Origin of the sequence: Dysosmobacter sp. Marseille-Q4140 (assembly GCA_018228705.1) — a bacterium.
Lineage (GTDB): Bacteria > Bacillota > Clostridia > Oscillospirales > Oscillospiraceae > Oscillibacter.
In genome coordinates, this window is sequence record CP073694.1 from 1645030 (window position 1) to 1670878 (window position 25849).

Below are 25849 nucleotides of genomic sequence, written 5' to 3' on the forward strand. Positions count from 1 at the left end.
TTTCCTTTTACAGGTGATGGTCCCGCAGCAGGCGCTTGGCCTGCTCCCACAGCTCGTCGCTGACGGTCTGGACCACCACGACCTTATGCACCAGCTCCGGCAGGGCCTTCACCACCTCCGCCTCCACGATGGTCTCGTTGGTCAGGTCCGCAGAGGGGCACCCGGCGCACTGGCCCAACAGCTTCACATACAGCACGCCGTCCTCCAGGTGGTCAATGGCGATCTCGCCGCCGTGGGCCCGGAGGGAGGGGCGCACCTCCCGCTCCAGCACGTCCTCAATTCTCTTCAGGGTCTCTTCCATGGTCTCGTTCCTCCCTCTCCGCCGCCTTGGCGGCCATGATGTCCTGCCGGATCCGGTGCCGGGTGTCGTCAAAGAGCAACTCCCGGTTGTGGCGGAAGTAGGCGTCGCAGCCGAAGTTCTCCACGAACCAGGAGGTGTCGTACCCGGCGGTCAGCTCCGTGACAAACAGCACCAGCTCCTGGCTGTCCCCAAAGGTCTGCTCCAGGAAGCGGAAGGCGTTGTCGAAGGCCGCGCCGGCCTCGGCGCCCAGGGTCTCCCGCCGGTCCGCCTCGGCGGCAAACCACGTCCGCACCGCCTCCATGGCGGCGTCGCCAGTGTCGATCCCCTCCCGGGCAAGGCGCGCCTGGTAGTCCTCCAGCAGGTTGATGGCCCGCTGGTCCAGATCCCGGCGCTCCTTGTCCTGCTGGCCGGCCTCCCGGGCCTGGCGCATCTTCTCCCGCCGCTTCCAGATCAGATTTCTCAGCACGTCCCCCGGCGCCGCCTGGGCGATCTGCTCACGGAACACGGTCAGGTCGCCGTGGACCGTCTCCGCCAGGGCGTCCTGGCGGCGGGTGTTCCGGGCCATCTCGGAGAGCCGGGCCACCACCAGCCCCATGACGGAGAGTTTCTCGTCAAAGGGGGCCTCCCGCAGCTCCAGGGAGGTGATCGTCTCCCAGGTGCCCCGGAGGATGTCCTCCACGTGGTAGGTCTTTTGGTACTTGTAGTAAAGATCCAGGTAGTTGGCGAAGTCCTTGGCGATCCGGGGCATCTGGATGTACTGCCCCACCACGCCCCGGTCCGCCCGGATGCCCAGCTGCTCATAGGCGCAGAGCAGCTCGCTCAGGTCCTCCCAGCCCCGGGCAGTGGCGAACTGGAGGCCCTCCGCCGTGGTCTCGATGCGGTAGAAGTTCTCCTTCTTGATGTCCAGGTAGGACACCACCGCCCCGTGGAGGCCCTTGCGCCGGGCGTACTCCTTCCAGACGGCGAAGTCCTCCTCCACGTCGATGCGCTTGACCCGGTCCAGCGTCACCACGTCGAACTCCCGGACGGAGCGGTTGTACTCCGGCGGGTTGCCCGCCGCCACGATCAGCCATCCCTCCGGCAGGCGCTGGTTGCCGAAGGTCTTGCACTGGAGGAACTGGAGCATCATGGGCGCCAGGGTCTCGCTGACGCAGTTGATCTCGTCCAGAAAGAGGATGCCCTCTTTCAATCCGGTGGACTCCATCAGCCGGTACACGGAGCCCAGGATCTCGCTCATGGTGTACTCGGTGACGGAGAATTCCTCCCCGCCGTAGGTGCGGTGCTCGATGAAGGGCAGGCCCACGGCGCTCTGGCGGGTGTGATGGGTGATGGTGTAGGCCACCAGGCCCACGCCGGTCTCCGCGGCGATCTGCTCCATGATCTGGGTCTTACCCACACCCGGAGGGCCCATCAGCAGCACCGGCCGCTGGCGGACGGAGGGGATGAGGTAGTTCCCCAGCCCGTCTCGGGCCAGATACGCCCGGAGGGTGTTGGTGATCTCCTGTTTGGCCTGTTTGATATTCATAGGTACACTCCTTACACAGCCTCCCGCCGGGTCCCGGCCGGGGGATCGGTCATCTCATTCACAGCTGGGGCAGCTCGTCCAGGTCCAGCCCGTCGTCCTCCGCCGCCTGCTGCACCGCCCGCTCCAGGGCAGGCACCGGCAGCACCAGCCGGATGGCCCAGGGGGGCATCCGCACCGACAGCGGCGGCTCCTCCAGCAGGATGAAGGCCGTCTCATAGGGGGGCCGGGTCTTTGGGTAGATGCCCATGCCGTCGGTGAAGTAGACGAGGCCCCGCAGGTCGGAAAAGGCCCCCTTCTCCCGGAGCTTCGCCACGTGGTCGAACACGGGGCGGAAGTCCGTGGCGCTGCCGCCGGTGAGCTGGAAGTTCTCCATATACTCCTTCAGCTGGTCCAGGTCCCGGATGGGGGTGTCGGACCGGATCTGGTCGTCGCACTGGAGGATGCGGATGTTCACCTGCCGGGTGAAAGTCTGGGTGCTGCGCAAAATGGCGTAGGTGCAGGCCAGGAAGGCCCGGACCAGCTCGCCGGAGGTGGACATGGAGGTGTCCACGGCGATGACGAAGTCCTGGATGCGGTGTTCCTCCCGGGTCTCCGGCGGCTCCACCAGAGGCATGTTGCCGTAGAGTTGGAGCCCGTAGGTGTAGAAGATGTAGTCGAAGGCGTCGTCGTCCACGGCCAGCACCTCCCGGGGGGCGGCGAACCGCCGCAGGAAGGCCCGGTAGTCCACATCGTCCCGGACGGCCACCCGCACCTGCTCCAGCACCGCCTCGCCGCCGGTGGCCTGGGCGGCCAGCACCGTCTCCATGCCGGTCTGGGTCCGCTCGGAGAGGCTCTTCCACCGCTCATCCTGCCGCTGGCGCTGCTCCTGGTCCTGCTGCTTCTCCGGGTCCCAGAGGCCGTGGTCGTCCTCCAGAAAGGCCCGCTGGAGCCGGGCCAGCTCGTACTCCGAGGGTGCCGTCCGCAGCAGGTGGCGGTAGATGCCCTCCGCCGTCAGCACCGGCATCTCGGCCCGGCACTGGCCGTAGAACTTCTGCCGCGCCGGCATGGCCGTGCCGGTGAGGCAGGGGTAGTCCAACTCATCCAGGATGCTCTCCACCGCCGCGTCGCAGCTCAGGTCCCACAGCACCGGGTCCTTCCCCCGCTTCTTCCACAGGTGCCGCAGCATACAGTGGAGGATCACGTGGAGGTAGGCCCGGTTGGCCGCCGTCCGGGACCGGAGGTACCGCTCGGCAAGCCAGGCGCCGCTGTAATAGAGGGTCTCGCCGTCGGTGGCGATGGACACCGTCACCTCCCCGCCCGGCTGGAAGGCCAGGGCGCACAGCGCCGCGTCCAGATAGGGCAGGTTCATATACAGTTCGTTCCGGGCGGCATGGAGGATGTCCAGCCCCACGTCGCTCAGGTCCTTTTTCGTCTCCTCCATGTCCGCCCTCCTCTCCGTCGTCTTACAAATCGAAGCGCCGCCGGGCGCCCGCTCCCGCTCGGTGCCGGGCCTCCAGCAGCAGCGCCAGGGCCTCGGCCGCCTCCAGCTCCCGGGCCAGGGCGCAGCCTCCCGCCAGGGCCTCCGGTCCCGGCCTCACCCGCTCCAGCAGGAAGTGCAGGCTTTCCGTGTCCCGCTCCGCCAGCAGCCAGGCCAGGGCCGCCTCCGATTGTGCGCGGAGGTAATCCAGATAGGCCTTCTCCGCCTCCGGCGTCAGATCCAGCGGGTAGCGCAGCCGCCAGAAGGCCAGGCGCAGCGCGCAGTCCGCCTCGTGCTCCATACCCAGAAAGGCTTTCCACAGCCGGTCGTAATTCCGCAGGTCCAGGCGCCGCCGGACAAAGCAGTGGTGATAAGGGTAGCCTGCGCCGCTGATGTTGTAGTCGAAGTGGTGGGCGGGGCAGTTCTCCTCGTACAGCTCCCGGTACTCCGGGAAGATCAGCCGGGCAAGGATTCCCTCCGGCCCCGCCAGCGTCACATCCAGCTCCCGGCTCAACTCATCGGCAAAGTAGGCCAGGGTATCCCCCTCGGCTCCCGGCCGGGTCAGGTGAAAGACGCGGAGGCTGCGGCAGTTCATCAGCGCCCCGCCGCCCCACCGGCGGATGCTGTCGCAGAGAGACAGGCTCCGCAGCGCGCCGCAGTTCAAAAAGGCGTAGTCCCCGATGGCCTCCAGGGCAGGCGGCAGGGCCAGTTCCTCCAGGCGGCGGTTGTCCCAGGCCGCATCGGCCGGGGCGCCGCAGGTGATCTCCACCGCCTCGCCGGGCACCTCGGCGGCGCCGGGTGCCAGAGCGTGGTTCCCCAGGGCCGTCACCGGCAGGCCCCACAGGGTATCCGGCAGGGCCGCCCGGGTATCGCAGGTGGCCGCCCGCAGGACCGTCACCCCCGCCGCCTCCCGGCGGACCGTCAGTTTCCAGTTGTTGGCGCCTGCCATGGTCTCCAAAGCCGTTTCCTCCCGCTGTTTTCTCGCTTTTCGCAGTATACCACACTTCCGCCCTCCTGCCTAGGGCAGACGTCTGGAAAAGAAATTTTGAAAAATTTGTGGTTTCCCCTTGACAAACTGTTTATACTGTATATACTGTACATGTACAGTACGAACGGAGGAGCTCCATGGAAATCATCATCCGAAACACCACCAATCAACCGATCTACGAGCAGATCTACGCCCAGATCAAGGCCCAGATCATCGCCGGGAAGCTGTCTCCGGGGGAGGCCCTTCCCTCTATCCGCAGCTTGGCCAAGGACCTGCGGATCTCCGTCATCACCACCAAGCGGGCCTACGACGAGCTGGAGGCCGAGGGCTTTCTCTATACCGTGGCCGGCAAGGGCTGCTTTGTGGCGGAGAAGAATTTGCAGCTGGTCCGTGAGGGCCGCCTGCGGGAGCTGGAGGAACACCTGGCCGCCGCCGCGGAGCTGGCGGTCAGCTGCGGCGTCACCGCGGAGGAAGTGCTGGAGACGCTGCGCACGCTGTTGGAGGAGCACAATCTATGAATGCCATCGAACTGAACCATGTGACCAAGGAATTTCCCGGCTTCACCCTCCGGGACCTGACGCTCTCGGTGCCCCAGGGCACCATCTGCGGCCTGGTGGGTGAGAACGGTGCCGGAAAGTCCACCACCATCCGCCTGCTGATGGGCGCCCTGCGGCCCGACAGCGGCACCTGTTCCGCCCTGGGGGTGGACGCCGCCTCGCCGGAGTTCCTGGAGGCCAAGGAGGACATCGGCGTGGTGCTGGACGAGGCCTACTTCCCCGAGGTCCTCACCCCCCAACTGGTGGGGAAGGTCATGGCCAAAACCTACCGCCGGTGGGACGGCGCCGCATACCAGGGGTATCTCACCCGTTTCTCCCTGCCGGAGAAGAAGATGTTCAAGGACTTCTCCCGGGGCATGAAGATGAAGCTGGCCATTGCCGTGGCACTGAGCCACGATCCCAAGCTCCTGGTGCTGGACGAGGCCACCTCCGGCCTGGACCCCATCGTCCGGGACGAGGTACTGGAAATCTTCAACGAGTTCACCCGGGCCGAGGACCACTCCATCCTGATCTCCTCCCACATCCTCAGCGACCTGGAAAAGCTGTGCGACTACATCGCCTTCCTCCACCAGGGGCAGCTGCTGTTCTGCGAGGAGAAGGACGCGCTGCTGGAGCAGTACGGCATCTTCGTGGGCACCGCCGAGCAGGCGGACAGCCTCCTGCCCGAGGCCGTGGCCGGCCGGGAGGCGGGCGGCATGGGCGGCGTGCGGTGCCTAGTGCGGCGGGATCTGGTTCCCGCCACGCTGGAGCTGGAGCGGCCCACGGTGGAGGACATCATCCTCTTTCTGGTGAAAGGAGCGAAAAACGCATGAGTGCGCTGATCCTGAAGGATTTTTACGTGATGTGGAAGCAGACCAAGGTGCTGCTGATCATCATTCTGGTGTTCTCCTGCCTGCCGGGCGCTTTCTATCCCACCTTCGCGGTGATATACGCCGCCATCCTGCCCTATTCCGCCATGGCCTACGACGAGCGCAGCAAGTGGGACCAGCTGGCCGGCATGCTGCCCTATGCCGACCGGGACATTGTGCTTGGCAAGTATCTTTTCGGATATCTGTCCATCGCCGTGGCGGCGGGGCTCTCCCTGGTGATCCAGACGGCGCTGACTCTGTTCTGGGACCGGGCCTCCGACAACCTCTCCCCCCTCTCCACGATCCCTCTGGCCGTATGTGTGGGCGTGTGCGTCCTGGCGCTGACACTGCCCCTGATGTTCCGCTTCGGCGTGGAAAAGGGACGGCTGGTGATGTTTCTGATCATCTTCCTGGTGTGCGGCAGCACCGGCGTCCTCACCGGCATCTCCAGCGACAGCCTGGACGGCGGCTACTACCTGTCCCTGGCCCTGCCGGCCGCGGCGCTGGCGGCGGTGGTGCTGACGGCCGTGTCCATCCCTCTGTCTTTGCGGCTGTACCGCAGGAGGCGCGCATGAGTGCCGGCGCGCCTCCTGCGGCGGAGCCCACCGCCGCGGACATCGCCGCCGGACTGTGGCTGCTGGGCCAGGCCCTGCTGCTGGAGGGGCTGGTCCCTCCGCCGGAGGCGGAAAAACAGCCGTGAAAATACCGGAGGAACCCGCAGAGCGGGCTCCTCCGGTTCGCTTTTTGTCCGGTCTCCGGCGCTCAGCCCCACAGGGCGGAGAGCATGGGGATGACCTGCTTTTTCCGGGACATGATCTTGGGCAGGAAGGGCGCCGCGTCGTTGGTGCGGATGTTGAAGGCCTGGCGGATGGTGTCGGCCTCTCCCACGAACAGCAGGTGGGTGCCCTCCTTCAGCACGTCGGTGATCATGAGGACCACCGTGTGCAGCTTCTGCTTTTTCCGAATGTTCTCCATGGCGGAGAGGAACTCCTCCTGCCTCTGGAGCAGCCGGTCGGAGTCCATGCAGGTGATCTGGCTGACCGCCAGGTCATGGCCGGCGATGTGGAACTCCTTATAGTCGGTCCGCAGCATGTCCTCCACGGACTTGTCGTCGCCGCTGGTGGCGGAGAAAATGGCCTTGCCCACCTCCTCCAGGGAGACATTGGCAATCCGGGCCATGCGGTTGGCCACATCGATATCCCGCTGGGTACAGGTGGGGGATTTGAACATGACGGTATCAGAGACAATAGCGGCAGCCATGAGGCCCGCCATCTTGGCTGTGGGCATGAGGCCCTTTTCCTGATACATGCCGGCCACGATGGTGGTGGTGCTGCCCACGGGCTCATTGCGCACGGCGATGGGATTCTTAGTCTGGATGTCCGCCAGGCGGTGGTGGTCGATGATCTCCAGGATCTCCGCCTGCTCCAGGCCCATCACCGACTGGGCCTTCTCATTGTGGTCCATCAGCACCACCTGCTTGCGGCGGGGGCGCAGCAGATGGAACCGGGACAGGGTACCCACCACCCGCTCGTTCTCGTCCAGAATGGGGTAGGCGCGGAAGCGGCTCTCCAGCACGGTGTCCTGCACGTCGTCGATATAGTCGTCCAGATGGAAGCTGACCAGGTCCTGATTTTTGCAGATACTGCTGATGGGCAGGGCATGGTACAGCAGGCGCACCGCCCGGTAGGCATCGTAGGGGGTGGAGATGATGCACGTCCCCTTCCCCGCCGCCTCTTCCAGCAGAACCGGATCCACCTCGGCCTGGCAGACGATGACGCCGGCCGCGCCCACATCCAGCGCCCGGCGGATCATATCCGGCTGGTCGCCGCAGACCACGATGCTCTCCGGATCGGAGAACACCAGGTTCTCCCGGCTGGCCGGCAGAGCGATGGTGACCTCGCCGGAGATCACATCACGCAGCTGCTCCCCCTCGTTGAGGATCTTACCCTCCAGCACCGACAGCAGGTTGAAAATGGGCACCTCTCCCAGCCGGGGATTTCGGACGGAGGACATATCATAGCTGGCCACATCTCCGGCGGAGAGCATGCCGAACAGTGTCCCGTCGTCATTGGCCACCGGAATCACAAAGATCTTGTCAGCCTGCATGGTCTGCCAGGCCCGGCTGATGGTGGCGGCGGCGGACAGGGTGGGCGGCGTGTCGTAGTCCAGGTCCCGCACCTGCGTGCGGACGTTGCTGAGCAGACGGGGCGGCTGGAACCCGAACTTGTCCAGCACGATCTGGGTCTCATCGCTGACCTGACCCAGCCGGGCGGCCTGATACTGCCGCTGGCCCAGCGCGTTTTTCAGCGCGGCGTACGCCATGGCGGAGACGATGGAATCCGTGTCGGGGTTCCGGTGTCCAGTGATATAAATAGTATCCATGAAAGACTCCCTTCCGCCGGATGCGGGGCATCCGCTGGTTCTCGTTTCCATTATGGGGCCCAGGCGGGTCTTTGTCAACCGTCAGCCCAGCCAGAAAAATGCCGCCCGGGGCCTCCCCGGGCGGCATCTGTCACAAGGTCTCCAGGTAGGCCTCGATGGCCTCTCCCATAAAGTGGGCGGTGCCGTCTCCGAAGCTGTCCAGATGCTCGGCGAAGCGGTCGTCCGCGCCGTAGAGATACGCCAGACGGCGCAGCTTTTCCGTGTCGCAGCTGCCGTGGAACCGGGCGATGTGGTCCTGCCAGCGCAGCACCAGGGCCCGGGCCTCGGGACTGGACGGATCGTCCTTTTTCGCCTCCGCGGCAAATTCCACCAAAATGGCGTCCGCGGAGATCTGTTCTTCTCCTGCGCCGATGTATGCAGACATATGGGCTCCTCCTTTTCCCGCAGATCACAGAATCATCAGCTCTTTGGGCGCCTTGGTCAGGTTCCGGCAGCCCTCCTCCGTCAGGAGGATCACGTCCTCGATCCGCACGCCCATGCGGCCCGGCAGATAGATCCCCGGCTCCGCAGAGATCACAGCACCGGCGGGCAGAGGCTGGTCGTTGAGCGGCGAGGCGCTGGGGCTCTCATGGATCTCCACGCCCACCCCATGACCGAAGCTGTGGGTGAAATAGTCCCCGTAGCCGGCGGCGGTGATGACGGCCCGGGCGGCGCCGTCTACCTCCCGGCCGGTCACTCCGGCCCGGGCAGCGGCGATGCCGGCGGCCTGTGCGGCAAGCACCGTCTGGTAGACCTGCTGCATCTCCTCGGTGGCAAAGCCCACAGCCACCGTGCGGGTCATGTCGGAGCAGTAGCCGTGATAGATACAGCCGAAGTCCATGGTGACAAACTCTCCCCGTCCGATCTCCCGCTCTGAGGGCACGCCGTGGGGAAGGCTGCTGTTGGGGCCGGATACCACGATGGGATCAAAGGACATATTCTCCGCCCCGTAGTGGAGCATCCGGTACTGGAGCCGGGCGGCCACCTCCTTCTCCGTCATGCCCGGGCGAATCTCGCCCAGGATGTCCTCCAGCGCCCGCTCGGCGATCCGCTGGGCTGCTACCATGGCCTCCAGCTCCTCGCTGTCCTTGGTGCGCCGCAGGTCCCACAGCAGCTCTGAAGCGGGGATCAGATCGCAGGGAAGAGCCTTGCGGTAGCGCTCCCACTCCTGCACGGTCATATAGGCGTCCTCAAAGCCCAGGCGGCTGACCGCCTGCTCCCGGAGCACCTCCTCCAGCAGTACGGCATAGCCCCGGCCAGGCCCCGTCTCCCGGATCTCCGCCCCCTGGACGTAGCGTCCGGCGGCCTCAATGTACCGCGCGTCGGTGAAATACCAGGCGCGATGCTTTGTCACCAGGGCCACGCCGTCGGTGCCTGCGGAGTGGAAGCCGGCCGCGTAAAAGCGGTTGGCCTCGCCGGTCAGCAGCATGGCGTCCAGGCCCGCGGCCTCCAATCGGGCCGCGATCTTCTGAAAGTGGTTCACTGACGTTCCTCCTTATTTGTATATGTCCGCCCGCGCCGGGGCGGTCTTTCCGAAGCCATCAAAGGAATCCGGACGGGTCTGCCCGCAGGGCATCGCCCTCCGCCTCGCCGCTGCCGCGGCAACCGGCGGAGATGGCGTGAGAGCCGCCCCTCTGCGCTTATTTCTCTTCTGCGCCCTGCTCCAGCGCCGCCTTCACGAATCCGTAAAACAGCGGATGCGGACGGTCGGGGCGGATCGCTCCCTTCGGGGGCGACCGCAGGGCATCGCCCTCCGCCTCGCCGCTGCCGCGGCAACCGGCGGAGATGGCGCGAGAGCCGCCCCTCTGTGCTTATCTCTCTTCTGCGCCCTGCTCCAGCGCCGCCTTCACGAACCCGTAAAACAGCGGATGCGGACGGTCGGGGCGGCTCTTGAACTCCGGGTGGAACTGGGCGCCCACAAACCAGGGATGGTCCTCCAGCTCCACGATCTCCACCAGCCTCTCATCGGGGGACAGGCCCGCCAGGGTCAGGCCTGCGGACCGGGCGGCGGCGCGGTAGTCGTTGTTGAACTCATAGCGGTGGCGGTGACGCTCGGAGATCTCCGCCGCGCCGTACAGCGCCCGGCTCCGGCTGCCCTCTGTCAGGCGGCAGGGATACCGCCCCAGGCGCATGGTGCCGCCCTTGTCGGTGATGTGCACCTGATCCGGCATCAGGTCGATGACCGGGTGCCTGGTGGCGGCGAACTCGGAGGAGTTGGCGTCCTCCAGCCCCATCACGTGGCGGGCAAACTCCACCACCGCCATCTGCATCCCCAGGCAGATGCCGAAGTACGGCACCATATTTTCCCGGGCGTAGCGGCAGGCGGCGATCATGCCCTCGATGCCCCGGTCGCCGAAGCCCCCGGGCACCAGCACCCCGGCGCAGCCGGAGAGGACCTGGGCCGCGTTTTCATCGGTGACGGTCTCGGAGTCCACCCACCGGATGTCCACCACCGCGTCGTTGGCGGTGCCGGCGTGGTGCAGGGACTCCACCACGGAGAGGTAGGCGTCGTGGAGCTGGGTGTACTTGCCCACCAGGGCGATGGTCACATGGCGCTCCGCCGCCAGCTCCCGCTTTACCATGGCCTTCCACTCCCGCAGGTCCGGCTGGTGGGTGATGAGGCCCAGCTTCCGGCAGACCACCTCGTCCAGGCCCTCCTTCGCCATCAGCAGAGGCACCTCGTAGAGGGTCCGGGCGGTGGTGTTCTGGATGACGCAGTCCGGCTCCACGTTGCAGAACAGGGCGATCTTCCGGCGGATGTCCTCGGTGATGGGGGCGTCGCACCGGCACACCAGGATGTCCGGCTGGATGCCCAGAGACAAAAGCTCCTTCACGGAGTGCTGGGTGGGCTTGCTCTTGAGCTCCCCGGAGCCGGGGATCTGGACGATCAGGGGCACATGGATGAACACCACGTCGCCCCGGGGCCGCTCCACGGCCACCTGGCGGATGGCCTCCAGAAAGGGCTGGGACTCAATGTCGCCCACGGTGCCGCCGATCTCGGTGATGACCACGTCCACATCCTCCCCGGCCATGGAGTAGATGCGGTTTTTGATCTCGTCGGTGATGTGGGGGATGATCTGCACCGTGGCGCCCAGGTAGTCGCCCCGGCGCTCCCGGTTCAGCACGGACCAGTAGATCTTGCCGGAGGACACGGAGCTGTTGCCGGTCAGGTCCTCGTCCACGAACCGCTCGTAGTGACCCAGGTCCAGATCCGTCTCGGCGCCGTCCTCGGTGACGAACACCTCCCCGTGCTGATAGGGGCTCATGGTCCCGGGGTCCACATTGATATAGGGGTCGAACTTCTGATTGCGCACCCGGACGCCCCGCTGCTTCAAAAGCCGTCCCAGGGACGCCGCGCAGATCCCCTTGCCCAGGCCGGACACCACGCCGCCGGTGACAAATACAAACTTGGTGGTCACACCGCTCACCTCACCTTTCCTTTTTCCTATCATGCCCGTATTTCTGCCGGAGCTCTCCACAAAAAAAGCGGCACCACTGGACCCTTTTGCGGCGAAAAGTCCCGGCCTTTTCGGGACGTTCAGCTGCGATCCACGGTGTCGCTGTGTGTTCGATTGTGGCCCCGCGGCATCGCCGCGGACCGCTGACCAAAGCGTTTCCAAAAATACTTTCCCAATATAGCACCGCCTCCCGCAAAAGTCAACGGGGCAAATTTTCGCGCTCTGTTATACCGGGCAGCTGTCAAACGGCTTCCCACAAACGCAAAAGCGCGCGGCGCGCCGCTCTGCCGCCATTCCGGCAAAAAGCGATCATTTCAAAAAAGGCGGCGCCTGTTTTTGTGGAAAATGACGGTTGACTTTATCCCTTTAAAGCTATATATTGAAAAAGTAATTTGAGGCAGCCGAAAGGCAGAGAGGAGTCCGCCATGGGTCGTACCGTTCGTTTTACCGTCCAGGCCAACGCTCATTTCTCCTTTATGAAGGCCCGCTACGCGGGCCGCTATTACCACGCCCAGATCTCTCCGGCCGGCTGAAACAGAAAATGCGCTTCCCTATCATCGTATGAGAGGCGGCTCTGTTCCTACCGGGACGGAGCCGCTTTTTATAATTGTCTCTGCGATCCCATTGTAGAAAAGGAGAATTGTGATGAAAAAGAAACTGCTTGCCCTGACGCTCGCCGCCCTGATGGCGCTGAGCCTGGCCGCCTGCGGCGGCGACACCGCCTCCACCGATACGGAAGCTGCCGAGGACGAAGCCGCCGAAACCGCTGAAGCCTCCGGCCAGGTCTACAACATCGGCATCTGCCAGCTGGCGCCCCACCCCGCTCTGGACGCCGCCACCGAGGGCTTCATCGACGCTGTGACGGAAGCTCTGGGCGCTGAAAACGTCAACATCGATAACCAGAACGCCGCCGGCGACAGCCCCACCTGCGGCACCATCATCAACGGGTTCGTCTCCGCCAATGTGGATCTGATCCTGGCCAACGCCACCGCGCCGCTGCAGACCGCTGCCGCCGCCACCGCCACCATCCCGGTGCTGGGCACCTCCGTCACTGAGTACGGTGTGGCCCTGGGCATCGACGGCTTCACCGGCACCGTGGGCACCAACGTCTCCGGCACCTCCGACCTGGCGCCGCTGGACCAGCAGGCCGCCATGGTGAAGGAGTGGTTCCCCGACGCCAAGACCGTGGGTCTGCTGTACTGCTCCGCCGAACCCAACAGCCAGTATCAGGTGGACAACGTCCAGGCCTATCTGGAGGAGCTGGGCTATACCTGCACCCAGTACTCCTTCTCCGACACCAACGACATGGCCTCCGTCACCCAGCAGGCCGCCGACAACAGCGACGTGCTCTATGTCCCCACGGATAATACCTGCGCCAACAACACCGGCGTCATCGACAACATCTGCCGTCCCGCCGGCGTCCCCATCATCTGCGGCGAGGAAGGTATCTGCGGCGGCTGCGGCGTGGCCACCTTGTCCATCAGCTACTATGATCTGGGCTATACCACCGGCGAGATGGCTGTGAAGATCCTCACCGGCGAGGCCGACGTGTCCGAGATGCCCATTGAGTACGCCCCCCAGTTCACCAAGAAATACAACGAAACCATCTGCGCCGACCTGGGTCTGACTGTTCCCGAGGGCTACGAGGCAATCGTCATCGAGTAACTCCCTCCCGATTTTTAAGCGGACAGCGGAAAAGGGATCTCCTTTTCCGCTGTTTCCCGCTATACGAATAAACCTTACCGACTTTCGACTGGGGGAACGCATCCATATGCTGAATTTTGTCAACGCGCTGCCGGGCGCTGTGTCCCAGGGCCTGATCTGGGGCATTATGGCCATCGGCGTCTACATCACCTACAAGATCCTGGACATCGCAGACCTGACGGTGGACGGCTCCTTCTGCACCGGCGCCGCCGCCTTCGTCATGCTCTACACCACCGGCACCAACCTGTGGCTGGCCATGCTGGTATCCATTCTGGCAGGCATGGCGGCCGGCCTGGTCACAGGACTGCTGCACACCTTCTGCGGCATCCCCGCCATCCTCGCCGGCATTCTGACCCAGCTGGGCCTGTGGTCCATCAATATGGCCATTATGGACATGAAGGCCACGGTGGCCATCAATGTCACACAGGCTGATATGCTGGACGGCCTGCTGGTGTCTCTTCGCTTCGTGCAGGACGCCTCCAACGGCACCCGCCCCTTCTACCGTCACCCCATTCTGGTAGTCGGTCTTTTGACGGTGGTTTTGATCGCCCTGCTGTACTGGTTCTTCGGCACGGAGCTGGGCGCATCCCTGCGGGCCACCGGTTCCAATCAGAACATGGCCCGGGCCCAGGGCATCAGCACTGACTTCACCAAAGTCCTGGGATTGATGATCTCCAACGGCCTGGTGGCCCTGTCCGGCGCCCTGCTGGCCCAGTACAACAGCGCCAGCGAGATCAACATGGGCCGCGGCGCCATCGTCATCGGCCTGGCCGCCGTCATTATCGGCGAGGTGGCCTTCTCCAAGGTCTTCCACAACTTCGCACTGAAGCTGCTGGCGGTGTCCATTGGCGCCATTTTGTATTACATCGTCATTCAGGCGGTGCTGGCCATGGGCCTCAACGCCAACTATCTGAAGCTGCTCTCCGCGGTGGTGGTGGCCGTCTTCCTGTCCATTCCCTATTGGAAGGGCAAGTACATTCACGCCAACGTCCGCACCGGTGTGCAAACGGGAGGAAACGGCCATGCTTGAACTGAAAAACATCTACAAGACCTTCAACGCCGGTACGGTCAATGAAAAGCGGGCCCTGGCGGGGCTGAACCTGACGCTCAATGACGGAGACTTCGTCACCGTCATCGGCGGCAACGGCGCCGGCAAGTCCACCATGCTCAATGCCGTGGCGGGCACCTGGGCCGTGGACGCCGGCCAGATCCTCATCGGCGGCACCGACGTGACCCACCTGCCGGAATTCAAGCGGGCCAAGTTCATCGGCCGGGTGTTCCAGGACCCCATGATGGGCACTGCCCCCACCATGCAGATCGAGGAAAACCTGGCTCTGGCGGCCCGCCGCGGGCAGCGCCGCGGCCTGCGCTGGGGCATTACCAAAACGGAACGGGCCGACTACCGGGAGCTGCTGCGGGACCTGGACCTGGGTCTGGAGGACCGGCTCACCAGCAAGGTGGGCCTTCTCTCCGGCGGCCAGCGCCAGGCGCTGACGCTGCTGATGGCCGCATTGAAGCGGCCGAAGCTGTTGCTGCTGGACGAGCACACCGCCGCCCTGGATCCCAAGACTGCCGCCAAGGTGCTGGAACTCTCCGACCGGATCGTGGAGGAGAACCACCTGACCACCATGATGGTGACCCACAATATGAAGGACGCCATCGCCCACGGCAACCGGCTCATCATGATGTACGAGGGACACATCGTTATCGACGTGTCCGGCGAGGAGAAGAAGAAGCTGACGGTGCCCCAGCTGCTGGAGCTGTTCAGCAAGGTCAGCGGCAGCGACGAAGCCGACGACAAGATGCTGCTGTCCTAATGCCGCTGACCCGGGGCCCCGCACAGCGGGGCGCGCGTCAAGCGGTTTTCCGCAGGAAAACCTTGGCCCGGAGGGAATTCACTTCCCTCCGGGCTCATTTTTTCAAAACAGTCTCACAGAGTTCGCATCGGGAGGTTCGAATTCAGTAAAATCTGTTTTCGGCCGCGGCATGTACGTGGACGAAAACACCTCTCGCCCCACAAGTGTGGGATTTGTGCGCCAAAGGTGTGCAAATCCTGCGCGCAGTGGGGTGAAACTTTTCAAAAAAGTGGAAAATTCGCTTTTTTGAAAATTCTGATCCGGAGGGAATTCACTTCCCTCCGGGCTTCTTTGATCAAAGGACTCCGTGCGCTCCGGTCCCCCGAGCCGAACAGTTTATTCCTTTACTGCGCTGATGTAATTTGTGGATTTTGCCCCTTGACAAGACAGGCGCCCCCTGCGTATAATGCAGACAATCCAGTGAAACCTGTGAGCAAGAGAAGTACCCGGTCCAGTCCCCTTTCAGAGAGCCGTGGATGGTGGGATCACGGCGGCGGACACTCCGGTGAATGGACTTGCGAGGGCAGAGCGAACGGGGTCCTTTGATCCTCAGTAGCGACTGACGGGACCCGCACCCGTTACCATGGCGGCGCGTATGAAGTACGCGGAGAGAGGGGGCGCCATGCGCCAACTTGGGTGGTACCGCAGGATGCAAGTCTTGTCCCAATGATGGGGCAGGGCTTTTTTGTTTGCCCGCCTTGGACCGCCGCTCCCCGGAAAGGAGTTTTCACCATGAAGAAAGACACGAGACGATGGCGCCTGCGGCGCATCTGAACCCGTGCCGTCCCGGCATGACGGGACCGCACATCAACGATCGGCCATATATGAAAATTGATAAGGAGAATTGACCATGAAACCGTTCAAGAAGTTTTTCGCGGCCCTGCTGGCCCTGACCATGACCCTGTCCCTGGCCGCCTGCGGCGGCGCCAGTGACGACACCGCCGCCGAGGGCGACGGCTCCGGCGAGGGTGAGGCCACGATGTACAAGATCGGCATTTCCCAGTACGGCGAGCACGGCTCCCTGGACAACTGCCGGGAGGGCTTCCTCCAGGGTCTGGAGCAGGCGGGCCTGGTGGAGGGCACCGATTTTGAGATCCACTATGAGAACGCCGGATTTGACGACTCCATCGCCACCCAGATCGGCCAGACCTTCTCCGCCGAGGGCGTGGACCTGATGGTGGGCATCGCCACCCCCTCCGCCGTGGCCTGCTACGCCGCCGCCGAGGACAAAAACATCCCCGTGATCTTCACCGCCATCACCGACCCCGTGGGCGCCCACCTGGACGCCAGCAACATCACCGGCACCTCCGACGTGCTGCCGGTGGCCGGCCAGCTGGAGCTGATCCGGGAGCTGCAGCCCCACGCCAAGACCATCGGCATCGTCTATATGACCAGCGAGGCCAACTCCGTGTACTCCATCGGCGTGTATGAGGAACTGGCCGCCGACTACGGCTTTGCCATCGAGTCCGTGGGCGTCACCGCCCAGTCCGAGGTCACCCAGGCGGTGGACACTCTGATCTCCCGGGGCGTGGACTGCCTGTCCAACCTGACCGACAACACCGTGGTGGGCGTGCTGCCCGCCATCCTGGAAAAGACCAACGAGGCCGGCATCCCCGTCTACGGCTCCGAAGTGGAGCAGGTGAAGCTGGGGTGCGTGGCCGGCGCGGGCCTGGACTATGTGAAGCTGGGCATCCAGACGGGCCTCATGGCCGCCAAGGTCCTCACCGGCGAGGCCACCTGCGAGGACCTGCCCTATGAGATCATCGAGGACTACGACCTGTATATCAACAGCGAGGCTCTGGACGCCATGGGGCTGGCCGTGCCCGAGGACGTGGCCCAGACAGCAGTCGAGGTCAACGCGGCCTGAAGTCCGCTCCCTCTGTACCCGCATTTCCCCCCAACGATAAAAGGCAAAGGAGATCCCATCGTGAAGCTGCTCACCTATCGTCTGGGCGGCCGACAGGCCGTCGGTGCCCTGACCGGGGACGGCAAGACCGTCCTGTCCCTGCCCTATCCCGACATGAATACCCTGATCGAGACCGCCTCCCTCTCCGACCTCCGCTCCGCCGCCGACGCGGCGGAGCGGACCGGCGCCTCCGTCCCCCTGGATGCTGTGGAGCTGCTGGCCCCCATTCCCCGCCCCCGGCAGGACATCATCTGCCTGGGCATGAACTACCGGGCCCATCTGGAGGAGGCCGCCCGCTACAACGCCGACGCCTTTGAAAAGCAGAAGCCCGTGGCGGTGTACTTCTCCAAGCGGGTGACGGAGGCCGTGGCTCCCGGCGGCGACATCCCCCGCCACGCAGGGCTGGTGGAGCGGCTGGACTACGAGAGCGAGCTGGCGGTGATCCTGGGGAAGACCGCCCGGAACGTGAAGGCGGCCGAGGCCGGGGACTACATCTTCGGCTATACCATCATCAACGACGTCTCCGCCCGGGACGTACAGACCGGCCACAAGCAGTGGTACTTCGGCAAGGGTCTGGACGGCTTCACCCCCATGGGTCCCTGGATCGTCACCGCCGACGAGATCCCCTTTCCCCCGGCCCTGGACATTGGCTCCACGGTCAACGGCGAGGTCCGGCAGAAGTCCAACACGGCCCTGTTTCTCACCTCCATCCAGGAGGTGCTGGAGGAGCTGACCTCCGGCATGACGCTGCTGCCCGCCACCATTATCGCCACCGGCACCCCCGCCGGCTCGGGTATGGGCTTCGACCCGCCCAAGTTTCTCAAAACGGGGGACGTGGTGGAGTGCACCATTCAGGGCATCGGCTCCATCCGCAACACCGTCCGCTGAGGCGGACCCTTCGAGGAGGCGCATTTCCATGAACCTTGCAGATCTGCTGGCAGGCGCCCTGATCCAGGGCCTGATCTACACCCTGGTATCCTTCGGCGTCTACATCACCTACTCCATTCTGGACTTCCCGGACCTGGGGGTGGACGGCACCTTCCCCCTTGGGGCCGCCGTCACCGCCGTGCTGCTGACAAAGGGCGTGGACCCCTATCTGACGCTGCCCCTGGCCATGGTGGCCGGAGCTCTGGCGGGCCTGGTCACGGGCCTCATCCATGTACGGCTGCGGGTGCGCAACCTCCTGGCCGGCATCATCACCATGACGGCCCTGTTCTCCATCAACCTCCAGATCGCCGGGTCCAACCTGACGGTGGAGCGGGCGGTGGACACCATCTTCTCCGCCGGGCCCACCATGGCGCTGCTGGGCGGACTGACCCTGACGGGGCGGAAGCTGGTGGTGTCCGCGGTGCTGGTGCTGGTGGTGAAAATCGCCCTGGACCTGTACTTCAAGACCAAGTCCGGCCTGCTGCTGCGGGCCGTGGGCGACAACGCCTCCCTGGTCACCGCCCTGGCCAAGGACCGGGGCCGGGTGAAGATCCTGGGCCTGGTGATCGCCAACGCCCTGGTGGCTCTGGGCGGGTGCGTGGTGTGCCACGAGCTGCGGAGTTTCTCCTCCACCATGGGCACCGGCCAGCTGGTGTACGGCCTGGCGGCCGTCATCATCGGCATCTCCCTCTTCCGCTTCTACGAGCACTCCCCCCTGGCCCGGGCCCTGCGCAAACATAAGGGCCTGCGGTGGCTGGGCGCCCCCACAGGGACCACGGCGGTCATCGTGGGCAGCGTGCTCTACAAGCTGTGCATCCAGACGGCCCTGAGCCTCAGCTGGTTCCCGGCCAATATGATGAAATTCGTCACCGCCGTGCTGTTTTTGCTGGTGCTGGTCGTTTCCGGCCGGAAGGGAGAGGAGATCATCCATGCTTGAACTGCGTGACATCACCAAGATCTACAACCCCGGCACCGTCACGGAGCAGACGCTGTTCGACCGCTTCTCTCTGACGGTGGAGGACGGCCAGTTCGTCTCCATCGTGGGCAGCAACGGCAGCGGCAAGACCTCCCTGCTGAACATCATCTGCGGGTCCATCGGTATCGAGGGCGGCGACGTCCTCATGGACGGCAAAAGCATCTCCAAGCTGAAGGACTACCAGCGCTACGCCTCCATGGGCCGGGTGTATCAGGACCCCTCCGCCGGCACCTGCCCCAACCTGACGGTGCTGGAGAACCTGTCCCTGGCGGACAACAAGGGAAAGCCCTTCGGTCTGGGCCGGGGCGTCAACCGCCGCCGGGTGGCGGACTACCGGGACCAGCTGGCCTCCCTGGGCCTGGGGCTGGAGGATAAGCTGGACGTGCGCATGGGCGCCCTCTCCGGCGGCCAGCGGCAGGCGGTGGCGCTGCTGATGGCCACTATGACCCCCCTGCGCTTTTTGATCCTGGACGAACACACCGCCGCCCTGGACCCCAAGACCGCCGAGGTCATCATGGCCCTCACCGACAAGGTGGTGCGGGAGAAGCAGCTGACCGCCATGATGGTGACCCACAATCTCCGCTACGCCGCCGAGTACGGCGACCGCATCCTCATGATGCGCCAGGGCCAGGTGGTCCTGGACCGGGCCGGGGCCGACAAGGCCGCCACCTCCATGGACGATCTGCTTGCCATGTTCAACAAGATCTCCCTGGAGACAGGCAACTGAAAACACGCAAAAACCGGGTGGACGCCGATGGCGTCCGCCCGGTTTTCGTTTTCCTTTCAGTCGTCCAGATGATAGCCCATGGCCGTCAGCTGCTGGCGGATCTTCTCCACATGGGCGGCGTCCCGGGTCTCCAGGACCATGGACACCATGCAGGCGCCCACGTCGGAGTGCTGGTCCTCCCGGGAGTGGTCGATGCTGAGGATGTTGGCGCCGCTGTCGGCCACCACCTTCAAAAGCTGCAGGAGGCTGCCCGGCTTGTCCACCACCTTGGTGGTGATCTCCGCGATGCGCCCGGCCTTGGAAAGGCCCTTGGTGATGATCCGGGACAGCGTGGTCACATCCACATTGCCGCCGGAGACCAGGCACACGGTCTTGCGGCTGGAGGTATCCACCTTGCCGAACATCACCGCCGCCACGCTGGTGGCGCCGGCGCCCTCGGCCACGGTCTTTTGCACCTCCATCAACGCCAGGATGGCGGAGGCGATCTCGTCCTCGCTGACGGTGACGATCTCATCCACATACTGCTGGCACAGGGCGAAGGTCAGATCGCCGGGCTTCTTCACGGCGATGCCGTCGGCGATGGTGGACACGCTGCGCAGCTCCGTGGGGCCGCCGGCGTGGCGGGAGAGATACATGGAGGCGGCCCCCGCCGCCTGGACGCCCACAATCCGGCAGTCGGGTCTGAGGCTCTTGACCGCAAAGGCAATGCCGCTGATGAGCCCGCCGCCGCCAATGGGCACCACGATCTGCTCCACCTCCGGCAGCTGCTCCAGGATCTCCAGGCCGATGGTGCCCTGGCCGGCAATGACCAGGGGGTCGTTGAAGGGATGGGCGAAGGTGTAGCCCTCCTCCCGGACCATCCGCTCTGCCTCCGCCGCTGCGTCGTCGTAGACGCCGGGCACCAGCACCACCTCGGCGCCGTAGTTCCGGGTGGCCTCCACCTTGCTGATGGGCGCCCCGGCGGGCATGCAAATCACGGACTTGATGCCCAGCCGGGTGGCCGATAGGGCGATGCCCTGGGCATGGTTGCCCGCGGAGCAGGCCACCACGCCCCGCGCCGCCTCCTCCGGGGTCAGGGAGCGGATCTTGTTGTAGGCGCCCCGCAGCTTGAACGCGCCGGTCAGCTGCAGATTCTCCGCCTTGATGTAAATGTTCTCGCCCAGCCGCGGGGCCGGATCCAGAGGTGTGCGCCTGGCGATGCCCCGCAGGGCCTCCTGGGCCTCCCGCACCATATCCAATGTCAGCATGGGTCCCCCTCCTCTTGTCTCGTTTTCGCTTTGATTATATGCCCGCCCTCGGGGGATTACAATGGACGAATCCTCCAAATGTTTTTCAATCAAATACATAAAATTTACAATATGTCTTTATATTGAGGACATATTGTTTTCTCATACAGGCAGGCGGCCGCCGAAGAAAAAGTTGCACGGTTTCGTGCAACTTTTTCCTGTTTTCCGCCCAGTTTGTCCCCGGTCCGTTTTTCCCCCTCTCCGGGGACAATTTAAAAGGAGGCGAGAGCATTGAGCAACTTTGGCGAGATCTGGCGGATCGACGGCGTCACCGCCGCCTATATCACGCGGGGCCCGGTCAACGGTCAGTACCGGGTGCTGTTCGAACGGAGTCTGGCAGAGCTGGCGGACATCGAGGCCATCCGCTGGGAACATCCCACCGTGGAGCTGCTGCGCACGGACATTACGGGCGTTCTGGGCCTGCCGGAGGGCTACGGCTTCACCGTAGTAGACATCACCTACGATCATGGCAACAAGAGTTACACCGTGACGGTGCAGGTGGCGTCCCAGTACCTGGGCGACGTGACCGGCTATGAGGCCCAGGTGGCGGCGTTGGAGGAGCAGGTGGCGGACGCCCAGGCCCAGGCGGCCCAAAAGGATGAGACCATTGCGGCCCAGGCGCAGCAGATCGAGGCGCTGAAGGCCGACAGCGGCACCGCCATGGTGGAATCTCTGGAGCAGGCCTATGAGGAAGGAGTGGAGAGCAATGGCTGAGATCGTGACCATGGCCCGTGAGGAACTGCGGGCCCGGGGCGCCGCCGACGCCGCGGCTCTGGCTGCCAGGGCCGTTTCCGGCGATGCCGACGGCACTGCCCTGATCGCCGGAGAGAACCAGGTCCCCACTTGGCGCCAGCGGGACTACTCCGCCGTGGCGGTGGGCACCCCCTATAAGTGGCAGGGGCAGGTGTACAAGCTGTGGCAGCAGCATGACGCCACAGACCAGCCCGACTGGACCCCGGACCAGGCGGTGAGCCTCTGGGACATCTGCCACACAACCGACCCTGCCGCCGCAAAGCCCTATCAGGCCCCCCAGGGCAGCCGGGGTCTGTACCAGACCGGCGAATGCTGTCTGTACGGCGGCCATGTATGGAAGTCCAAAATCGACAGCAACTCCTGGGCCCCCGACGCCTACCCAACGGGCTGGGAGGACCTGGGCGCACCGGAGGCATCGGAGGCATGACAGAAAGTCTGCTGACCGCCCTAGTCACCGGCGCCCTGACGCTGCTGGGCGTCATCATTTCCAACAACAAGCACCAGGCGGTGGCGGATGCCAGGATGGAGGAGCTGACCCGGGAGGTGCGGGAGCACAACAACTTTGCCCGGCGGCTGCCGGTGGTGGAGGAGCAGATCAAGGTCATCAACCATCGGATCGGCGATCTGGAGGACTTCCACCGGCCCGTTCCCTGAGAAAGGGGGGCGGGCCATGGGAGGAAAGCGGCTGGAGCGGCCGGCGGGGCAGCGGTGGACCGCCTCCAAGCTGATCGCTCTGGGGCTGCTGGCGGTGGATGCCAGCGCCACATATATTGTACTGTATCTCTGCTGGCTGTCGATCCGGTGCCAGTTCACCGGGAGCCTGCCCTATCTCACCGCCCTGATCGGCGCCCTCCAGGCGGCCGCGGCGGTGGTTCTGGGGGCCTATTTCAGCAAATCAAAAGCAGAGAACACCAGAGGCGGCATCGTCTATGACGCCGCCCTGAACCAGGAAGGAGACCTTTGATTGCAGAGAACCATTTATAAACGGCTGGCCGCGCTGCTGTCGGTGAAATCCCTGGTGACGCTGACCCTCACCGGGATCTTTGCCTGGATGGCGGTGGCCGGCACCATCAGCCAGGACTTCATGACCATCTACGCGGTGATCATCGCCTTCTACTTCGGCACCCAGAGTCAGAAGATCCAGGACGCGGTGGATTGGACGGCGGACGATGGCCAGCTGTAAAGATGTGCTGGAACTGGCCCGGGGGGAGATCGGCTACTGCGAGTCCCCCGCCGGGTCCAACAAGACGAAATACGGCATCTGGTTCGGACTCAACGGCCAGCCCTGGTGCATGATGTTTCTCCAGTGGCTGTTCCACCAGGCGGACGCTGCGGCGTTGCTGCCGGTCAAAACCGCCTCCTGCGGGACGATGATGCGGGCGGCCCAGGCCGCGGGGCTGTGGGTCACCGACGGTTACCGCCCCGGGGACCTGGTGATCTACGACTTCCCCGGCGGCGCTGCCACGGACCACTGCGGCATCGTGGAGACCGCGGAGGCAGAGACACTCACCGCCATCGAGGGCAACACCGCCGAGGGCAACGACGCAAACGGCGGCATGGTCATGCGGCGGAGCCGGTCCCTGCGGCTGGTGGCAGGGGCTGTCCGTCCCCGATACGAGGAAGAGGAGGAGGAAACCGTGGTTCGATATGCCCATCTCAGCGACATTCCGGCCAAGTTCCGGTCAGTGATCGAGGCGCTGATGAACGCCGGCGTCATCCAGGGCGACGGCAGCGACCCCGCCGGCAACGGCGACGTCATCGACCTGAGCCACGACCAGGTGCGGCTGCTGGTGTTCGCCTACCGGGGCGGCGCCTTTGACGCCCGGCTCAAGGCCGCCGGACTGGAGCCGGCGGTGAAATAAGCCAAAGCACCCCTGACGCAGCTGCGTCAGGGGTGCTTTTTCCGTCACAGGGAAATAACCTGGCCCGGTCCCGTGACCGGCACGGTCCGGTCCGCAAACTGCGGATACCGGGCCAGGAAGGCGGCGGTGAAGCCGTAGTCGTCCCACTGGTGCATGGGGAGCATCCGGCGGATGTCCGCCAGGTCCAGGAAGTACCTGGGACCCCGGAAGCCGTCCTCCCCCAGCCGGGGATCCAGGGGCAGCATGGCAAGGTCGATCCGCCGCCCCCGAAGGGGCTCGGCGTACCGCCGGAAATCCGCCTCCATGTTCCGGTTCCAGGCGGGGTCCTCCCCCTCCCAGTGCCACCAGTTCAGGTCCCCGGCGTGAAAGACGGTCTGTCCCTCCGCAGTCACCAGAAAGGCCACGCCCTCGTCGGTGGAGGGCAGGGTCTCCACGCTGACGCCGGGGAAGATCTCCGCCGTCTCGCCGCCGGAGAGGACGCGGCACCGCCCTGCGGCGGCCGCGTCCAGGCCCCAGCGGCTCCGGTTCCGGTCCGTCAGGCGAATGCCCTTGCCCAGGAGGAAACGGGTGTCCGGCCCGTCCAGAGAGAAGATCCGGGGATCGAAGTGGTCCGGATGGCGGTGGCTGGCAAAGACCGCCAGGGGCTTTCCCACCGGCAGGGCCGGCAGCTCCCCCTTCCACCAGTCAAAGAGCAGACTCACGCCCTCCAGTTCCGCCAGAAAGCCGCTGTGGCCCAGATAAGTGACGCGCATCACCGGTACTTGACCGCCGTGCCGTAGGCGATGACCTCCGCCGCGCCCTGCATGACGGAGGAGGAACCGTAGCGGATGTTGATAACGGCGTCGGCGCCCAGGGCCTCCGCCTCGTCCACCATCCGCTTGACGGCGATCTGACGGGCCTCGTTGAGCATCTCCGTGTAGCCGGTGATCTCGCCGCCCACCAGAGTCTTCATGCCCGCCATGAAGTCCTTGCCGAAGTTCTTGGACTGGACCACGGTGCCCTTCACCAGACCCAAAACCTCGAATTCCTTTCCGGGAATGTAATCAATATTGACCAGCAGCATCTAATTCTCCTCCTTCGATTTCTTTGAACCTCTGCCGAAGCGCCGCCAGGGCGATCAGCACGGGAACCACGCATAATACGGCCAGGACCGCAAACAGATAAAAAAGCCACCGGGGCAGGTCCGGGATCCAGCACAGAGCCGCGAACCCCGCCACGCAGGCCGCCTGGAGCACGGCGAACAGCACCACGCCCCGGACCGCCTCCCGCTTTCGGCGGGCCTGCTTCGCTTCAATACTTTCGGGCATTCTCTTCCTCCCCCTTCCGGATCTCCCGCAGCCGCTGGAACATGGCCGCGAACACGCCGATCACCACCGCCGCGCCGAAGAGGCCGTAGACGATCATGATGCCCACGGCGGCGGGGACCGGTCCCTCCTCCAGCATGACCCACAGCAGCGAGCCGATGAACAGCACCACAACCAAAGCCGTGCCCGTGGCGGCAATCACCGCCCCCAGGGCGCCCCGGCGCCGGTCAGTATTTCCGCGCATCGTCGATCTCCCCTTTCTCGATCTCCTGGACCCGCTGGATCAGGGCCAGCAGCACCCCCAGAATGACGATCCCGGGAATCGCCACCAGCACCACTACCAGGGGCAGCGGCGGGGCCTGGTCGGCATCGGTGGTAAAGCCCCAGATCATCAGGGCCATCAAGCTGGCCATAAAGGCCACCATGATGACCGTCACCACCGCCGGAGCCACGTAGCGCAGCCGCCGGGCGTCGCCGGTCTGCCGGTTGAGGAAAGTGGCGCCCTGGTGCTCCAAAGCCTCCATCTCCGACAGCAGCGCCTGGGCGTCCAGGGCGGCGAGAGGCTCCTCCCGGTCTTTCAGACGGCGGCACAGGGCCATGGACTGCTCCAGGTTCTTCTGCTCCCGCTCCAGCGTCACCAGATGGCGGCGCATCCCGTCTCCCACGGTGTGGGTGCCGGAGAGCATCTGCCGGATCTCCTCCAGAGGCAATCCCAGCTTGCGCAGCAGCTTGATCCGCCGCAGGACCTCCACTTCCGCCTCGCCGTAGTCCCGGTAGCCGTTTTCGCTGTTGCGCCGGGGCGCCAGCAGACCCTCGGCCTCGTAGAAGCGGATGTTCTTCTTGGTGATGCCCACCAGAGCCTCCACCTCATTAATTTTCAAGGGCTCTCGCCCCCTTTCCGTGCTTATCGTATACCTTCCACAAAGGGGAAAGTCAAGGGGTTTCAGAAATTTTCCCGCCAGGGGGTGGGAAGCGGCGGCGGGATGTGGTACAA

General features: G+C 64.7%; 30 protein-coding genes. 16 read left to right on the forward strand and 14 right to left on the reverse strand.

The annotated features are described in order from the left end of the window. Window positions 1–7: 7 nt before the first annotated feature. Genes KFE19_08320 through KFE19_08335 form a run of 4 tightly spaced genes read right to left on the reverse strand, consistent with a single transcriptional unit; the run spans window position 8 to window position 4240 of the window. Window positions 8–301: a NifU family protein gene (locus tag KFE19_08320; GenBank protein ID QUO39467.1), complete on the reverse strand. Its 294-nt coding sequence runs from the start codon at window positions 299–301 to the stop codon at window positions 8–10. Then, window positions 276–1826, reverse strand: a complete 1551-nt coding sequence (locus tag KFE19_08325) for an AAA family ATPase (protein ID QUO39468.1) — start codon at window positions 1824–1826, stop codon at window positions 276–278. Before KFE19_08325 ends, KFE19_08320 begins: the two co-directional genes overlap by 26 nt. 58 nt (window positions 1827–1884) lie before the next feature. Further along, the gene (locus tag KFE19_08330) at window positions 1885–3246 is read right to left on the reverse strand and encodes a hypothetical protein (GenBank protein ID QUO39469.1); all 1362 of its coding nucleotides are present in this window, start codon (window positions 3244–3246) and stop codon (window positions 1885–1887) included. A gap of 22 nt (window positions 3247–3268) precedes the next feature. Next, window positions 3269–4240: a leucine-rich repeat protein gene (locus KFE19_08335; GenBank protein ID QUO39470.1), complete on the reverse strand. Its 972-nt coding sequence runs from the start codon at window positions 4238–4240 to the stop codon at window positions 3269–3271. A 167-nt stretch (window positions 4241–4407) separates the two neighbouring features. Here KFE19_08335 and KFE19_08340 point away from each other — a divergent pair, with 167 nt between their 5' ends. The 3 genes from KFE19_08340 to KFE19_08350 are packed head-to-tail and all read left to right on the forward strand — an operon-like array spanning window position 4408 to window position 6250. Further along, a complete protein-coding gene (locus KFE19_08340) occupies window positions 4408–4788 on the forward strand; it encodes a GntR family transcriptional regulator (protein QUO39471.1) in 381 nt (126 codons plus the stop codon). After that, on the forward strand, window positions 4785–5639 hold the full coding sequence (locus tag KFE19_08345; protein ID QUO39472.1) for an ABC transporter ATP-binding protein: 855 nt from the start codon (window positions 4785–4787) through the stop codon (window positions 5637–5639). Before KFE19_08340 ends, KFE19_08345 begins: the two co-directional genes overlap by 4 nt. Further along, window positions 5636–6250, forward strand: coding sequence for an ABC-2 transporter permease (locus KFE19_08350; GenBank protein ID QUO36458.1), 615 nt, complete (start codon window positions 5636–5638; stop codon window positions 6248–6250). The genes KFE19_08345 and KFE19_08350 overlap by 4 nt, the downstream gene beginning before the upstream one ends. Before the next feature lie 187 nt (window positions 6251–6437). Here KFE19_08350 and KFE19_08355 read toward each other — a convergent pair whose 3' ends face one another. The 4 genes from KFE19_08355 to KFE19_08370 all read right to left on the reverse strand — a co-directional run bounded on the left by KFE19_08355 (window position 6438) and on the right by KFE19_08370 (window position 11548). Further along, complete coding sequence (locus KFE19_08355; GenBank protein ID QUO36459.1) at window positions 6438–8057, reverse strand: putative manganese-dependent inorganic diphosphatase; 1620 nt, start codon at window positions 8055–8057, stop codon at window positions 6438–6440. Window positions 8058–8187: 130 nt separating this feature from the next. Then, window positions 8188–8481: a TipAS antibiotic-recognition domain-containing protein gene (locus KFE19_08360; GenBank protein ID QUO36460.1), complete on the reverse strand. Its 294-nt coding sequence runs from the start codon at window positions 8479–8481 to the stop codon at window positions 8188–8190. Between the two features lie 24 nt (window positions 8482–8505). After that, a complete protein-coding gene (locus KFE19_08365; GenBank protein ID QUO36461.1) occupies window positions 8506–9579 on the reverse strand; it encodes an aminopeptidase P family protein in 1074 nt (357 codons plus the stop codon). 328 nt (window positions 9580–9907) lie between these two features. Next, window positions 9908–11548: a CTP synthase gene (locus KFE19_08370; GenBank protein ID QUO36462.1), complete on the reverse strand. Its 1641-nt coding sequence runs from the start codon at window positions 11546–11548 to the stop codon at window positions 9908–9910. 651 nt (window positions 11549–12199) lie between these two features. On the opposite strand from KFE19_08370, the gene KFE19_08375 reads away from it, so the two are divergent. The 7 genes from KFE19_08375 (at window position 12200) to KFE19_08405 (ending at window position 19650) form a co-directional block, all read left to right on the forward strand. Next, a complete protein-coding gene (locus KFE19_08375) occupies window positions 12200–13219 on the forward strand; it encodes an ABC transporter substrate-binding protein (GenBank protein QUO36463.1) in 1020 nt (339 codons plus the stop codon). Between the two features lie 106 nt (window positions 13220–13325). After that, window positions 13326–14288: an ABC transporter permease gene (locus KFE19_08380; protein ID QUO36464.1), complete on the forward strand. Its 963-nt coding sequence runs from the start codon at window positions 13326–13328 to the stop codon at window positions 14286–14288. Then, complete coding sequence (locus tag KFE19_08385) at window positions 14281–15075, forward strand: ABC transporter ATP-binding protein (protein ID QUO36465.1); 795 nt, start codon at window positions 14281–14283, stop codon at window positions 15073–15075. Before KFE19_08380 ends, KFE19_08385 begins: the two co-directional genes overlap by 8 nt. An 889-nt stretch (window positions 15076–15964) precedes the next feature. Next, window positions 15965–16981: an ABC transporter substrate-binding protein gene (locus KFE19_08390; protein QUO36466.1), complete on the forward strand. Its 1017-nt coding sequence runs from the start codon at window positions 15965–15967 to the stop codon at window positions 16979–16981. Window positions 16982–17134: 153 nt separating this feature from the next. Then, window positions 17135–17908, forward strand: a complete 774-nt coding sequence (locus KFE19_08395) for a fumarylacetoacetate hydrolase family protein (GenBank protein QUO39571.1) — start codon at window positions 17135–17137, stop codon at window positions 17906–17908. A 28-nt stretch (window positions 17909–17936) separates the two neighbouring features. Further along, window positions 17937–18884 (forward strand): ABC transporter permease, encoded by a 948-nt coding sequence (locus tag KFE19_08400; GenBank protein QUO36467.1) that lies wholly within the window; start codon window positions 17937–17939, stop codon window positions 18882–18884. Then, the gene (locus KFE19_08405; protein ID QUO36468.1) at window positions 18877–19650 is read left to right on the forward strand and encodes an ATP-binding cassette domain-containing protein; all 774 of its coding nucleotides are present in this window, start codon (window positions 18877–18879) and stop codon (window positions 19648–19650) included. The genes KFE19_08400 and KFE19_08405 overlap by 8 nt, the downstream gene beginning before the upstream one ends. 56 nt (window positions 19651–19706) lie before the next feature. Here KFE19_08405 and KFE19_08410 read toward each other — a convergent pair whose 3' ends face one another. Beyond that, a complete protein-coding gene (locus tag KFE19_08410; GenBank protein QUO36469.1) occupies window positions 19707–20897 on the reverse strand; it encodes a threonine ammonia-lyase in 1191 nt (396 codons plus the stop codon). 270 nt (window positions 20898–21167) lie between these two features. Here KFE19_08410 and KFE19_08415 point away from each other — a divergent pair, with 270 nt between their 5' ends. The 6 genes from KFE19_08415 to KFE19_08440 are packed head-to-tail and all read left to right on the forward strand — an operon-like array spanning window position 21168 to window position 23551. Next, a complete protein-coding gene (locus KFE19_08415) occupies window positions 21168–21650 on the forward strand; it encodes a hypothetical protein (protein QUO36470.1) in 483 nt (160 codons plus the stop codon). Beyond that, the gene (locus KFE19_08420; GenBank protein ID QUO36471.1) at window positions 21643–22116 is read left to right on the forward strand and encodes a hypothetical protein; all 474 of its coding nucleotides are present in this window, start codon (window positions 21643–21645) and stop codon (window positions 22114–22116) included. The genes KFE19_08415 and KFE19_08420 overlap by 8 nt, the downstream gene beginning before the upstream one ends. Continuing rightward, the gene (locus KFE19_08425) at window positions 22113–22343 is read left to right on the forward strand and encodes a hypothetical protein (GenBank protein QUO36472.1); all 231 of its coding nucleotides are present in this window, start codon (window positions 22113–22115) and stop codon (window positions 22341–22343) included. Before KFE19_08420 ends, KFE19_08425 begins: the two co-directional genes overlap by 4 nt. A 16-nt stretch (window positions 22344–22359) precedes the next feature. Further along, window positions 22360–22653 carry a hypothetical protein gene (locus KFE19_08430; protein QUO36473.1) on the forward strand — a complete coding sequence of 98 codons (294 nt, stop codon included), beginning with the start codon at window positions 22360–22362 and terminating at the stop codon, window positions 22651–22653. A gap of 12 nt (window positions 22654–22665) precedes the next feature. Further along, entirely contained in the window at window positions 22666–22872 is a 207-nt protein-coding gene (locus KFE19_08435; protein QUO39572.1) for a hypothetical protein, read from the forward strand. Beyond that, on the forward strand, window positions 22859–23551 hold the full coding sequence (locus KFE19_08440; protein ID QUO36474.1) for a CHAP domain-containing protein: 693 nt from the start codon (window positions 22859–22861) through the stop codon (window positions 23549–23551). The genes KFE19_08435 and KFE19_08440 overlap by 14 nt, the downstream gene beginning before the upstream one ends. A gap of 44 nt (window positions 23552–23595) precedes the next feature. Here the strand turns inward: KFE19_08440 and KFE19_08445 are convergent, their stop codons facing one another. Genes KFE19_08445 through KFE19_08465 form a run of 5 tightly spaced genes read right to left on the reverse strand, consistent with a single transcriptional unit; the run spans window position 23596 to window position 25736 of the window. Continuing rightward, window positions 23596–24303 carry an MBL fold metallo-hydrolase gene (locus KFE19_08445; protein ID QUO36475.1) on the reverse strand — a complete coding sequence of 236 codons (708 nt, stop codon included), beginning with the start codon at window positions 24301–24303 and terminating at the stop codon, window positions 23596–23598. Further along, window positions 24303–24614: a YbjQ family protein gene (locus tag KFE19_08450; GenBank protein ID QUO36476.1), complete on the reverse strand. Its 312-nt coding sequence runs from the start codon at window positions 24612–24614 to the stop codon at window positions 24303–24305. Before KFE19_08450 ends, KFE19_08445 begins: the two co-directional genes overlap by 1 nt. Further along, window positions 24595–24858: a hypothetical protein gene (locus KFE19_08455; GenBank protein ID QUO36477.1), complete on the reverse strand. Its 264-nt coding sequence runs from the start codon at window positions 24856–24858 to the stop codon at window positions 24595–24597. The genes KFE19_08450 and KFE19_08455 overlap by 20 nt, the downstream gene beginning before the upstream one ends. Further along, window positions 24842–25099, reverse strand: coding sequence for a hypothetical protein (locus tag KFE19_08460; GenBank protein ID QUO36478.1), 258 nt, complete (start codon window positions 25097–25099; stop codon window positions 24842–24844). The genes KFE19_08455 and KFE19_08460 overlap by 17 nt, the downstream gene beginning before the upstream one ends. Continuing rightward, window positions 25083–25736 carry a MerR family transcriptional regulator gene (locus KFE19_08465; GenBank protein QUO36479.1) on the reverse strand — a complete coding sequence of 218 codons (654 nt, stop codon included), beginning with the start codon at window positions 25734–25736 and terminating at the stop codon, window positions 25083–25085. The genes KFE19_08460 and KFE19_08465 overlap by 17 nt, the downstream gene beginning before the upstream one ends. Window positions 25737–25849: the final 113 nt, after the last annotated feature.

Excerpts from the sequence above, each read along its gene's own strand:
- KFE19_08320 (QUO39467.1), bottom strand. The coding sequence starts at position 301 with ATGGAAGAGACCCTGAAGAGAATTGAGGACGTGCTGGAGCGGGAGGTG.
- KFE19_08325 (QUO39468.1), bottom strand. The coding sequence starts at position 1,826 with ATGAATATCAAACAGGCCAAACAGGAGATCACCAACACCCTCCGGGCG.
- KFE19_08330 (QUO39469.1), bottom strand. The coding sequence starts at position 3,246 with ATGGAGGAGACGAAAAAGGACCTGAGCGACGTGGGGCTGGACATCCTC.
- KFE19_08340 (QUO39471.1), top strand. The coding sequence starts at position 4,408 with ATGGAAATCATCATCCGAAACACCACCAATCAACCGATCTACGAGCAG.
- KFE19_08345 (QUO39472.1), top strand. The coding sequence starts at position 4,785 with ATGAATGCCATCGAACTGAACCATGTGACCAAGGAATTTCCCGGCTTC.
- KFE19_08350 (QUO36458.1), top strand. The coding sequence starts at position 5,636 with ATGAGTGCGCTGATCCTGAAGGATTTTTACGTGATGTGGAAGCAGACC.
- KFE19_08355 (QUO36459.1), bottom strand. The coding sequence starts at position 8,057 with ATGGATACTATTTATATCACTGGACACCGGAACCCCGACACGGATTCC.
- KFE19_08360 (QUO36460.1), bottom strand. The coding sequence starts at position 8,481 with ATGTCTGCATACATCGGCGCAGGAGAAGAACAGATCTCCGCGGACGCC.
- KFE19_08370 (QUO36462.1), bottom strand. The coding sequence starts at position 11,548 with ATGATAGGAAAAAGGAAAGGTGAGGTGAGCGGTGTGACCACCAAGTTT.
- KFE19_08375 (QUO36463.1), top strand. The coding sequence starts at position 12,200 with ATGAAAAAGAAACTGCTTGCCCTGACGCTCGCCGCCCTGATGGCGCTG.
- KFE19_08380 (QUO36464.1), top strand. The coding sequence starts at position 13,326 with ATGCTGAATTTTGTCAACGCGCTGCCGGGCGCTGTGTCCCAGGGCCTG.
- KFE19_08385 (QUO36465.1), top strand. The coding sequence starts at position 14,281 with ATGCTTGAACTGAAAAACATCTACAAGACCTTCAACGCCGGTACGGTC.
- KFE19_08390 (QUO36466.1), top strand. The coding sequence starts at position 15,965 with ATGAAACCGTTCAAGAAGTTTTTCGCGGCCCTGCTGGCCCTGACCATG.
- KFE19_08395 (QUO39571.1), top strand. The coding sequence starts at position 17,135 with ATGAATACCCTGATCGAGACCGCCTCCCTCTCCGACCTCCGCTCCGCC.
- KFE19_08400 (QUO36467.1), top strand. The coding sequence starts at position 17,937 with ATGAACCTTGCAGATCTGCTGGCAGGCGCCCTGATCCAGGGCCTGATC.
- KFE19_08405 (QUO36468.1), top strand. The coding sequence starts at position 18,877 with ATGCTTGAACTGCGTGACATCACCAAGATCTACAACCCCGGCACCGTC.
- KFE19_08410 (QUO36469.1), bottom strand. The coding sequence starts at position 20,897 with ATGCTGACATTGGATATGGTGCGGGAGGCCCAGGAGGCCCTGCGGGGC.
- KFE19_08420 (QUO36471.1), top strand. The coding sequence starts at position 21,643 with ATGGCTGAGATCGTGACCATGGCCCGTGAGGAACTGCGGGCCCGGGGC.
- KFE19_08425 (QUO36472.1), top strand. The coding sequence starts at position 22,113 with ATGACAGAAAGTCTGCTGACCGCCCTAGTCACCGGCGCCCTGACGCTG.
- KFE19_08430 (QUO36473.1), top strand. The coding sequence starts at position 22,360 with ATGGGAGGAAAGCGGCTGGAGCGGCCGGCGGGGCAGCGGTGGACCGCC.
- KFE19_08440 (QUO36474.1), top strand. The coding sequence starts at position 22,859 with ATGGCCAGCTGTAAAGATGTGCTGGAACTGGCCCGGGGGGAGATCGGC.
- KFE19_08445 (QUO36475.1), bottom strand. The coding sequence starts at position 24,303 with ATGCGCGTCACTTATCTGGGCCACAGCGGCTTTCTGGCGGAACTGGAG.
- KFE19_08450 (QUO36476.1), bottom strand. The coding sequence starts at position 24,614 with ATGCTGCTGGTCAATATTGATTACATTCCCGGAAAGGAATTCGAGGTT.
- KFE19_08455 (QUO36477.1), bottom strand. The coding sequence starts at position 24,858 with ATGCCCGAAAGTATTGAAGCGAAGCAGGCCCGCCGAAAGCGGGAGGCG.
- KFE19_08460 (QUO36478.1), bottom strand. The coding sequence starts at position 25,099 with ATGCGCGGAAATACTGACCGGCGCCGGGGCGCCCTGGGGGCGGTGATT.